We start from the raw sequence: 10,613 nt of genomic DNA, 5'->3' as shown, positions 1-10,613 counted from the left end.
AAGCTCCTGTGCCGTATCTACAGGAAATGGCAGATCCACCTCACTCAACACACTCTCGGAATCATTCTCTTGAACAACAAAACCGCCGCCAATAGAGAAATAAGTTTCTGAAACCGCTGTTCCGTCGGTTAAAAAAGCTTGAAAGCTCAGTCCGTTTGGATGGAAAGGCAAACTCTGCAAGTATAGAAACATCAAATCCTCTTTATAAGAGAAATTAATTTGATACTTACCATCAAGCTCAAGCTGGCCGTTATCTTTAATCTGCTGAACCTTTGGTGTTACTTGATCAACCTCGAAAGTAACAGGATCGCAACCACTTAGACCAAGTAGTACGGCGATATCTGTTCCGTGCCCCACCCCTGTCTTGGCAAGCGATCCGTACAACAGAATATTAATCCCTGCTACTTTATCTAAAACATCTCTCGAACGAAGCGACTCGACAAACCGTTGAGCTGCACGCCATGGGCCTAAGGTATGTGAACTTGAGGGTCCGATACCGATCTTAAACATGTCAAAAATAGAGATTTGTTCCTTTACCATATCACGTAACTATACGCTACAAAAGTATCGTTTAAACCGCAAGAACTAGAATATTCATCAAAATATTTACTAGCAAATGGCCTTCGCCTGTTTAGATGGAGATATCGAATGCTTATCGCTAGAAAAACTAGTATGTGCTTCCTGATGTTCGGTAATAAAGATCGTTGAGAACAAATGAAAAAGACCACTATACGTTTCCTAAAATTAGGTTGGTAGTGGTCTTGCTCTCTTCCTCAAATTCGGGAAGTCGTGTTCTTTTATTTTTCTATAACCCGTCTCCGTTTTTGAAACGTTTATTAATGTTCACTGGTAATTTACCCTCCGAACGGACCTGCCCCAAGAGTACTTTAAGGGCTGCTCTTTGCATAAAACCATCATTTTGATAACCAACGATAATAGCACTGCTTCGATCAATCGGAAGATCATCCAGCGCATACGGATTTGTAAACATTACGGAAATGGTCCTACGTCCCGCTAATTTATCTACAAATTCACGAGCGTCTTCGCTCAAGTCAGAAGTGCTACGCGGGCGAGCACGATTATCGTGAATAGCCAAAACGATCTGACGACGATCCCGAATTTCTTTTAGAAGTTCTTTAAGCTCTTCCTTGGACTCTTTCCCTGTCACCACAAACACCTTATAGTCACTAAGCTGGTTAGAAAGACCTTTCTCAAAATCTTGTGCAGCAGTAACGCCGACAGCTACAACGGCCGTCTCTTTTCGTTTGTCGAAAGATTTTATAGCTTTATCTGACTTAAGCACAGTCACTGCTGCATCAGCCAATCGTTGTACTAACGATTTGGCAGACGGACTGTTCAGATCATTGATCAATCTAGCCGTATTTACAGGCTTATAATTATTAAGTCCCAACCAATACTTTGCAGCCAGCACCTTTTTTACACGTTTGTCAATATCGGACTGCTTGATACGTCCGGACTTTACCGCTTTTTCAATTAATGCGATTGCTCTACCACTATTTTCGGATACTTCAAGAAGGTCAACACCCGCTTCAATAGCCATCACGTCGGCTTCACCATTAGGGAAGAACTTCTTCACTCCTTTCATATCCATCGCATCGGTTACTGTTAGACCACTAAAGCCAAGCTCGTTTTGAAGCAAATCAGTCACCACTTTTTTAGATATAGATGATGGAATATTAGGTGTATTATCTAAAGCAGGAATATGCATATGTGCCACCATTACCGCAGGCGCCCCTTCTTTAACGAGTTCACGGAAAGGATACATTTCTAGGCTGTCCAAACGTTCCCGTGTGAAATTTAACTGAGGAAGATCATAATGTGAATCAACGTCCGTGTCTCCGTGGCCTGGGAAATGCTTCAGAGAAGCGATAATACCGCCCGATACCATACCGTCCATGTACGCTTTAGCTTTCAGCGTCACATTGCGCTTATCATCTCCGAAAGAGCGGAAATTGATAACCGGATTTTTCGGATTGTTGTTGATATCGACTACCGGCGCAAAATTAAAATGCATACCCATACGCAAAAAATCTTTGGCAACTTGCCGTCCCATATCGTAAATAAGCTGAGAGCTCTGAATCGCTCCGAGCGTCATTTGATACGGAAAAGACACTGTAGAATCCTGTAAACGCATGCCCAGCCCCCACTCGCCGTCAAAGGTTATTAGCAATGGTACTTTCGACTTTTTCTGGTAATCGTTAAACATATTCGAATGCATGACAGGACCTCCCTGAAACACAACAAGGCCTCCGAGTTGCTCTTTCTGAATAACCTTTCCTACGGAGTCTATATACGCTTGTCCTAAATTCGTATGCGCACGAACCAAGAATAACTGCGCAATGCGCTCTTTGGGCGTCAAAGTCTTATATACGGAGTCGACCCAAGCATGCTTATTGTTAATAAAAGATACAAAATCAAGCTTTCTTTGCGCGGTAGCCGTAGCTACAGTCGAAAACAAGAGTGCAGTAAACAGTAGTTTTTTTATCATATTAAGTAGAATTCCAATAATCGAAGTACGTAAAAAAAACACACACATCAAAATTTTTGCATGTTCATTTTTAAAACATGCAAAATATTGCATCTATGCCAAATCGTATTTTCGTTCCAGCAACAAGGCTAAATCTAGACCATTATCCACATCGCCATTGGCTTCGCGCTTCCACAGCATATCAATAATAAGTAATAAAAACTGTGTCTCAAGTTCTGGATTATCATAACCGAGTTCCGAAAAAGCTTTCACTAAAATCGGCTGCACAGGTTTCATAAATTGTTCATGTTGTTGCTTTGAAAAGCTGTTATGCCACAAGCGCTCTTGCAACTTCCAAAACAGGGGTTCTTCAGCGACCAGCTTGCTTGGCAAAAAGATCATATTCCGCAAGAATTCTTTAGGTTCCTTATATACCATCATCCCTCGGTGATGAGACAACACCCTGCGATAACCTGATTTAATAATGTGGGCTAAAAGCGAATCCTTATTGCCGAAATGCTTAAATATAAGCGCTTCAGAAACACCCGCTTCAATCGATATTTCTTTCGTCGACGTATCTACATAGCCCCTGGTCGCAAATAACGAAAGGGCTACTTTCATTATTTTTTCTTTACGGCTTATCGTCGTTTCCTTCATCTGTAAAACTTATTTGAACAAAGATACATTTTCTTCAACACTCCTGCTTTGCAAAATTTCTGTCACAAAGGAGCAATTAAAGTAATGCGACTTATATTTGCGATGAATCAGAACCTAAACAATGGATAATCAGTCGTCAAAGCGCCGTTTTCGATCTTTTATTTTGGCGTTTTTATGCTTAAGCGTGACGCTTGGGTACGCTCAGAAATCCATAAGCGGAAAGGTGCAAGATAAAGTATCTTCACGCCTCCTTGCCGGTGCAACTGTACAGCTACTAGTCGCCAAAGATTCTGTTATCCGAGCAGGTACGACGGGGCCAAGCGGTGTTTTTACTTTTGAGAACCTACCCGCAGGTAGCTATAAATTACGTGCCAGCTTGCTAGGTTATCTATCTGGAGCCCAGGCTGTCCAACTCTCACAAGTCGACCTGAAGACTTCCATTTCGCTGGACCCCTCAGAGATTGCCCTCGAAGAGATTGAGGTTACCGCAACACCTTCGGTAGCAATTCGAGGAGACACCACCGAATACGATGCAACAAAATTTTCTACAAGAGACTTGGCAGACGCTGACGAGCTTGTCGTGCAGATCCCTGGGGTCGAGATCGACGAGGAGGGGAACATCAAAGCGCACGGCGAGGATGTGAAAAAAATTATTGTTGATGGAAAGGAATTCTTCAGTACTGATCCTCGAATAGCCCTAAAGACCTTACCTGCGGAGATAATTGCCAAGATACAGCTAATCGACGAAAAGTCAGAACAAGCAAAATTTTCGGGATTTGACGACGGACAGCGTAGTAAAATTATAAACATCGTTACCAAGCCCGATAAACGAAAAGGTACTTTTGGAAAGGCTTCAGCAGGCTATGGGGCAGATAATAAATTTGCAGTAAATAGTTCCCTAAATCGCTTCGATGGTGATGCAAAGATCGCTATCAATCTCTTAGCGAACAATGTGAATGAAACTAATTTCGGCGAGCAGGGCCGCGGTGGTAGACGCCGGGGCAATAGCAACACCGACCGGGGGCTATCTGACACATACGCGGGCGCGATAAACTACAACAACAGTCTTTTGGATGAAAAGATGGATATCAGCGGAGATTACAATTTTCGTTCGGGTAACACGGACGTGATTTCCGAGTCACGAACGGAATATATCCTAGGAAACCGAAAAAACCAACTACAGCAGCGCCTAGCCAGTAGCACGAATAAAGAAACCGAACACAAAGCTAACGCCAGAGTCCGTTGGAAAATAGATTCCACGCAGCGGCTGGACTTCAGCCCGCATATTTCTTTTACGGAAACAAATCATCTAAGTAGTTCCTCTAGCAGCTCTTTTTTCAGTTCTAATGAGCTTTTGAATTCCTCTGAACGTCGCAACGACAATGAGAATAGCAACCTGAACTTTGGCGGCCAATTAACTTACATGTACCGTTTCAGTAAACCAGGTCGAACAGCATCAGTCGCTTTCTCGGGTAACAAGAGTACAAATGATGCGTTAGGGGAGAATTTAGCCCTTACTAAATATTACAAAGACGCAGTATTATCGCGCGTCGATACCAATAACAACCACAGTTTTACAGACGGCTACGGATCCGGCTACAACGGTAGATTGTCATTAACAGAGAGCCTTTCTAGATTGAGTCGTCTACAAGCAAATTATAGCTTGCGTACCTCGCAGAATTATTCAGACCGTAAAACATTTGAGTGGCTCGCCGAAAGTGGTCAACTTGGAGAACTTCGTGACCGCCTGTCCAACGAATTCCGAAACGATTACACATACCACCAGGCAGGCCTTTCTTATGCCTTCAACAAACGAGATTCGCTTCGTATGCAGATTGGCCTAAACTATCAGCATGGCGTGCGCAATAACGATCGAACCTTCCCTGTAAATTTGAAAACAAGAGCCGACTTTGGTAGCTTTCAGCCCGAATTTTCGCTAAACTATAATTTTACTAAAGAGCGACGCATAGAACTAAACTATAATACGGCGACGCGTACACCAAGTATCGAACAATTACAGGATTATGTCAACAACCAGAATGAATTACGTATCACTAACGGAAATCCTAATCTGGATCAAGAGTATAATCACAGTGTGCGACTACAATATCGAGATGTCAAACGCGCTACAGGACAAAGCTTCAACTCGAGCTTCAACCTAGACTATACAAACGACAAAATAATAAACTCCGTATTACTGACTGACACGGCCATTACTCTCTTTGATGATGTCGTTTTAGGCGCGGGCGGTCAGTATGTGGTGCCTGTAAATGTAGATGGCGCTTGGTCTCTGCGATGGAACAACAGCATTGGTCTGCCCATAAAAAAATGGAAGCTAAACGTCAACTTAAATAACAACTTATTCTACACTTCGAATTTCGCGATGTTAAACGAGGAGTTTTTGAGCGGATACAATTATGGCTTTAGCCAACGTATCGGAATAAACAGCAACATCAATAAGAATTTCGTTTCCGGAATAAATTACAGGCTTAACATGACATTCACTAACAACCCGATCGCGGAAACTTCAACCTACAATATCTATTCGCATACACTAGGACATACGCTCGCTTATGAATTTCTAGGGCGTATGGTATTCGGCTCCGATCTTCTTTACATCTACAATAGCGGCGTGTTAGACGGACCTTCCGCAAAAACAATATTGTGGAATGCCTCCCTTGGGGCCAAGATCCTAAAACGAAAAAATGCACGCATCGAGCTCAAAGGATTCGATATCTTCAATCAAGCACAGAACATTAACCGCAGGGTGACGGATATCGCTGTTACCGATGTGATGTCTAACACCCTTACTCGTTATTTTATGCTGTCTTTCCGCTATGATTTACGCAGTTTTGGGGGTCGAGACTCCTCCGCTCGCGAGGGATCACGGGGTGATCGCCGGCATAGAAATCGCTAATACTAGAGAACTAGCCTTTTCGCGCTGCCAGCACTACATCTAATATATTTCTCCGCCTGCATTAATAAATTGACGGCTTTTGTCGGAAAAATCTAGACTATCGATTGCTTTTGTGCCCTCAGAAAGGATTCGCGTGTTAAAACCTTGTTCCAAGGCATCCATCGCAGTAAAAAAGACACAATAATCTGCCGCGAGGCCACAAACGTCAACATGCGTAACCCCTTTTTCGACTAGATACCCCCCTAACCCGGTCGAGACTTCTCTCTGATTATCGAAGAACCCCGAGTAGCTATCTATATCGCGCCTTGTTCCTTTTCGAAAAATCGCCTGGATATTGTGTTGTTTCAATTCCCGCGTAAGCTCCGCTCCCTGAGAACCTTGAATGCAGTGGTCGGGCCACAATACTTGAGTTCCTCCCTTTTCCAGTTCAATCACGTCAAAAACAGAATGCTTCGAATGTTGGCTGATGAAACTAAAATGATCCTCCGGATGCCAATCTTGAGTGGCCACAACTAGATCGTAATTCGGCTGAATACTGTTAATAAAAGGAATCACCTGATCCCCACCTTCCACAGCAAGCGAGCCGCCAGGTAAGAAATCATATTGAAGATCAACTATAATAAGTACGTTCATTTTCTAATTTAGCAGTATTACACACCTGAGCGTATTCTGCCGATGTGAGAGCAGCCTCTGCATAATGGCTATACCCTAGTTAAATCTTTAGTTCGATCCTTAAACACGTTCACCGTTTAATTAACATATTCTTCCAGTAAGATGTTTTAACCTTCTGATTTTTTTTCATTGTGTTTTTTCTAGACAGAGAAACTAAAATCTTAACGGCTAAACATCAACCCATTACTAAAGATTAGGCACGATTCTTAAACACCATCTCCTGACAACACGCAAATTTTATGTAAGAAGTTAACCATTTCTCCGAAAGGACAAAAGTTAGCATCCCTAATTCTCCATATTCGACCAATCGAACGTTGCGTTTTCAGGCTCCTTATTTTCTTTTTTCAATAGGCTATATAACCTTTTTACAACCGCGGGCTGCTTACTCGCTAGATCATTTTTCTCGGCTAGATCGTTCTCCAGGTTATAAAGTTCGAGACGTTCGGATTTGCCTTGTTCCTTAAAACGGATAAGTTTCCAATTTCCCGCCGAAATAGCCTGCTTTAGCACTCCTCCCTCATTAAATTGCCAAAATAAATTATTGTGCTTCCTTCGCGGTTCTTCCCCATTTAGCGAAGTTGCGAAGGATAGACCATTAATATCTTCTGGTGACTCAAGGCCAGCAATATCGGTCAACGTTGGTAGTACGTCCCAGAATGCCCAAGGGTCGTCGACCGCCGTGCCCTCCGCCATACCTCCAGGCACTTTAGCTATAAAAGGCACACGAATTCCTCCTTCATACAAATCTCTTTTTAAGCCGCGTAGCGGTCCTCCACTATTGAAAAAATCGGGATCCGCACCGCCTTCCTTATGCGGACCATTATCGCTAGTAAAAAATATGTATGTATCATCCTCTAACCCTAGTTCTTTGATCAACCGTACGATTTTCCCCACATCTGAATCCAATTTGTTCACCATAGCAGCAAAAGCCGCGTGCGGTTGAGCTTGTTCATTGTAATTCCCCTTTTTAGCATAAGGAGTCTCAGGTTGGAGTCGGCTTGACCCATCCTCGTTTTGGAATGCCTCAAGCAAACTATCTGGCACAACAAGTTCAGCATGCGGCAAGGTAAAAGGTAGATATAAAAAGAAGGGTTGATCCTTATTTTCCTTTATAAATGCCAATGCTTTGTTCCCGATCAAGTCTTGTGTATAGTCCTGAGGATTTACCGAAATTACCTCGGTTTTTCCTGATCTGATTTCATACAAGCTATCTGTATAATAGTTGTGAGCATGGGACTGGTCTAAATAACCGTAAAAATTATCAAAACCTTTAAGATGCGGAGCTCCCTCACTCTCAACATCACCCAAACCCCACTTACCAAACATTCCGGTCTTGTATCCCTCTTGCTGAAGAATCTCTGTAATTGTAAGGTCTTCTTTCCTTAAAGCTCCCGTGCCATCTTTACCTTTCGCATTTCCTCGGACATATGCAGTCCCCATATGTTTACCCGTCATCAATGCACATCGTGAAGGAGCACAGACCGTATTGCCAGAATAAAACCGTGTATATTTTATTCCTTCACTCGCTAGCTGATCAATATTCGGTGTTTTCAAAGGCGATTTTGGATTAAACGCACTCACATTTCCGTATCCTAAGTCGTCCGCTAGAATAAAGATGACATTGGGTTTTCGTGTTCGTTTTGTCTGCGCTTGTAAATGATTAACAAGCAGAAAAATAGCTGCGATGAATGCTAGAGTGTAAAATTGTCTTTTCATTTTGTTAGATTACTTCCCAAAATGGGCGTTTATAATGTCATTGGATCGCTATTCGGAAAAGCAAAGCCTCTAAACCATGCTCAATCGGTACCAAATTTACTATTATATACGAGATTTCCTATTAAACCACGAACTTCGGCACCCCCGAAGGGTCGATTAGTTCACAAGCGAGTGTCTTTATTTGAAATTTTTATAAACACCTGATACATAGACTCTTTATCTAAAGCTTGCATATCGATAAGTTTTAAGTCTTTAATCATCTTTAGAGTTTCGTTTTTATATTTTAAAAAATGGGGAGTCTGTAAATGTCGCTGATAGGCTGTTTCATTCGCGTAAATTTCAACGATACGCACGCGAGTTGGATTCTCCGTTTGACTCATGGGAAAAATGGCAAGAACACCTGGTTCAAGACGTATCGACGCCTCCGCCTCCTCTTTCAATATACCATTGTATGCCTCAAGATATTCCGGATGGATTTCAATTTCAGCAATACGAATCATCATACTACTCTGTTGTGCTGAAACAAAACATGAAAGAAACATGCACATCCCTATCGCCAAGTACTTAACTGTATTAATGAGAACACTATTTTTTATAAATTTCATCGTGCAGATTGTTTTTATCGAAAGCTTTAAATTAGTCAATAGTCAACATATATCCCACGCCACGGATATTTGTAATCTTAATACGCACGTCTGCGGCCAAATACTTCCGAATTCGACTGATAAAAACGTCCAGACTACGTCCAGTAAAATACGTGTCATCGCTCCAATATGACTTGATGATCTCCTCGCGCGGTACAACGCCGTCCTTATGTTGGCATAACGTCATGAGCAGCTGGGATTCACGGAACGACAACTTTTCTTGGTGTCCTTTAAAGGTTAAAGTAGACTTTAGCGTGTCGAGCTCGTAGTTCCCAATTTGGAAAAATCGAGCATGTTGCGAAGCTCGAACTTTCCTCGTCAGCGCCTCAATCCGAACAATGAGTTCCTCGATCTTAAACGGCTTACGCACATAATCGTTGCCCCCTAGATTAAAACCCTTCACAACATCTTCACTTTGGGTCATCGCTGTTAAAAACAATATGGGAACCTGCTTATCATACCGACGAATTTCCGTGGCAAGGGTAAAACCGTCCATCAAAGGCATCATCACATCTACTACCACAATATCTGGTTTATGCCCCTTGAAGGCTGTGAGAGCATCCTGTCCGTTCTCCTTGTGCCGCACCTTAAAACCGTGCGTCTCCAAACTATCAGTCACGATAAGTGCTAAGCTAGACTCGTCTTCAACATATAATACATCGATCATTCGCTTATTTTTTTGGGATATTCACAATAAAAGTACTTCCTTTTCCGGGTTCACTGCTCACGCTCACCGTTCCGCCATGTTGCTGTGTTACCTGACGAACATAGGAAAGGCCTAATCCAAAACCCTTCACCTCGTGCAGATCTCCTTCGGGAACTCGGTAAAACATCTCAAAAATCTGGTTAATATGCGCTTTAGCAATACCTTTGCCATAGTCCTGTATCTTGATCTCTATCGACTCGCCCCTATCCATTAAGGTCACGATTATTTTGACAGGATCAGCTGAATATTTAAGGGCATTGTCCAATAAATTACTAACTACATTTTTCATATGTCCCTTGTCTGCAAACATCAACATTGTATTCACCTCATGTTCAAAATGTACTTCTACCAACTTTTTGGTACTTACCTTTGCTGTATCAATGCAGTTGCGAACAAGTAGCACCAAATCAAAAGATTCCCGAAGCAAATGTATACCTTTATTTTCGTCAGCGTCAAGCTGCAGTACACGCTCAATCATATTATCCAAATGCTCCAATTCCCCTTTCGAAAGATCCAAATACTTATTCATCCGCTCTTTATCTTCACTGTTAACAAAGCGCTGTATAGCTTCCACTGCTGCCATTACCGTTGAAACAGGTGTCTTCAGCTCATGTGTCATATTATTCACAAAGGCTTTACGTTGGGCGGCGAGTTGGTTTTGTTTGCGAATCGTTTTAAACAGATAGACAAACGTACCTATCAGCGTGCTAAGTAATAGCAACGATATCAATGCTTGTCCCCACAGATTGCTTAAAAGATGTCCCCAAGGACTATCAAAACGAGCGAATAAAAATTGATCGCGATCCGGATTAA

At 42.3% G+C, this 10,613-nt stretch carries 9 protein-coding genes; 1 reads left to right on the top strand and 8 read right to left on the bottom strand.

What is annotated here, in order from left to right:
* From HP439_RS15165 to HP439_RS15155, 3 genes are all read right to left on the bottom strand, one after another.
* Positions 1-540: serine dehydratase beta chain (locus HP439_RS15165; protein ID WP_281358204.1), on the bottom strand; the 540-nt coding region annotated here is incomplete at its 3' end.
* Between the two features lie 265 nt (positions 541-805).
* The gene (locus tag HP439_RS15160; RefSeq protein ID WP_172391183.1) at positions 806-2,509 is read right to left on the bottom strand and encodes a glycoside hydrolase family 3 protein; all 1,704 of its coding nucleotides are present in this window, start codon (positions 2,507-2,509) and stop codon (positions 806-808) included.
* A gap of 93 nt (positions 2,510-2,602) precedes the next feature.
* Complete coding sequence (locus HP439_RS15155) at positions 2,603-3,145, bottom strand: TetR/AcrR family transcriptional regulator (RefSeq protein WP_172391182.1); 543 nt, start codon at positions 3,143-3,145, stop codon at positions 2,603-2,605.
* A gap of 121 nt (positions 3,146-3,266) precedes the next feature.
* Here HP439_RS15155 and HP439_RS15150 point away from each other — a divergent pair, with 121 nt between their 5' ends.
* Complete coding sequence (locus tag HP439_RS15150) at positions 3,267-6,062, top strand: TonB-dependent receptor (protein ID WP_172391181.1); 2,796 nt, start codon at positions 3,267-3,269, stop codon at positions 6,060-6,062.
* Positions 6,063-6,101: 39 nt separating this feature from the next.
* Here the strand turns inward: HP439_RS15150 and pncA are convergent, their stop codons facing one another.
* From pncA to HP439_RS15125, 5 genes are all read right to left on the bottom strand, one after another.
* Positions 6,102-6,695 carry a bifunctional nicotinamidase/pyrazinamidase gene (gene pncA / locus HP439_RS15145; RefSeq protein WP_172391180.1) on the bottom strand — a complete coding sequence of 198 codons (594 nt, stop codon included), beginning with the start codon at positions 6,693-6,695 and terminating at the stop codon, positions 6,102-6,104.
* Between the two features lie 324 nt (positions 6,696-7,019).
* Positions 7,020-8,450, bottom strand: coding sequence for an arylsulfatase (locus HP439_RS15140; RefSeq protein ID WP_172391179.1), 1,431 nt, complete (start codon positions 8,448-8,450; stop codon positions 7,020-7,022).
* A gap of 161 nt (positions 8,451-8,611) precedes the next feature.
* Positions 8,612-8,953, bottom strand: a complete 342-nt coding sequence (locus HP439_RS15135) for a putative quinol monooxygenase (protein WP_172391178.1) — start codon at positions 8,951-8,953, stop codon at positions 8,612-8,614.
* Positions 8,954-9,086: 133 nt separating this feature from the next.
* Positions 9,087-9,761, bottom strand: a complete 675-nt coding sequence (locus HP439_RS15130; RefSeq protein WP_172391177.1) for a response regulator transcription factor — start codon at positions 9,759-9,761, stop codon at positions 9,087-9,089.
* Positions 9,762-9,765: 4 nt separating this feature from the next.
* Positions 9,766-10,613 (bottom strand): sensor histidine kinase (locus tag HP439_RS15125; RefSeq protein WP_172391176.1); only part of this gene is annotated, 848 nt, incomplete at its 5' end.

It is taken from the genome of Sphingobacterium shayense (genome assembly GCF_013179575.1).
Classification (GTDB): domain Bacteria; phylum Bacteroidota; class Bacteroidia; order Sphingobacteriales; family Sphingobacteriaceae; genus Sphingobacterium; species Sphingobacterium shayense.
This window is presented reverse-complemented; position numbering and strand designations above follow the sequence as displayed.